Annotated in this window: 1 protein-coding gene; it reads right to left on the bottom strand. The window is 40.2% G+C overall.

Annotated elements, in window-relative coordinates; translation table 11 throughout:
- Positions 1 to 202 precede the first annotated feature (202 nt).
- Positions 203 to 616 (bottom strand): four-helix bundle copper-binding protein, encoded by a 414-nt coding sequence (locus E1163_RS00185; protein ID WP_155168522.1) that lies wholly within the window; start codon positions 614 to 616, stop codon positions 203 to 205.
- Positions 617 to 686 lie beyond the last annotated feature (70 nt).

Raw genomic sequence — 686 nt, 5'->3', positions numbered from 1 at the left:
GCCAAATACACAAAATTCTTTAGTGGCTCCCATTATACCAAGTCTTTTCGCCTGTTATATCACCCAAATAGATGCTACTTTCAATTCCCGTAACGACAATTAAATAGTACGCTGCATTTACCGCTTTCCGGGTGTCATCACAGTACAAAGAAAAAGTTTGCGGATAAACTGGGTTATATATTTTCCTGACCCTTTCCTTTGATTATTCCGTAGCAACCGGTTTCCAGCGCTGAGTAAAGTTTTTTCGAGACTGTGATGGTGTGGCAAACTGATACTCATCCACATGTACATGCTCCGTAACATAAAGAGAGCAAAACTGTATGGCTTTTTTACACGTAATCGCTGCCCTCAGGGCCTGGTTTATGTGATGTTTCTCGCATGCATTGATACATTCCTTGCAATAAGACACAAACTGCTTAAAAAGGTTTCGGTGAAGGCTATGAGGTTCTTCATTAAGCCTGATGATAAGGATCATGCCAGCATCAGCACAATCTATTGCCTCACTGAGACAATTGTTCCCTATCTTTTTATCTGGGGAATGTGTACAGGCTGTAGCCAGGTTTTCGCATGCCTCAACACACTCATATATGGTATCCAGGAGTATAGACTTTTCCATGATAGATGAATTTTCGTATTATTTTGGTGATCAGTGGAATAACTATGCCAACATCTAAAACAGATGAAAA

The organism is Fulvivirga kasyanovii, from assembly GCF_009711405.1.
Lineage (GTDB): Bacteria > Bacteroidota > Bacteroidia > Cytophagales > Cyclobacteriaceae > Fulvivirga > Fulvivirga kasyanovii.
This window is presented reverse-complemented; position numbering and strand designations above follow the sequence as displayed.

Coding starts and splice junctions, on each gene's coding strand:
- E1163_RS00185 (WP_155168522.1), bottom strand. CDS start 616: ATGGAAAAGTCTATACTCCTGGATACCATATATGAGTGTGTTGAGGCA.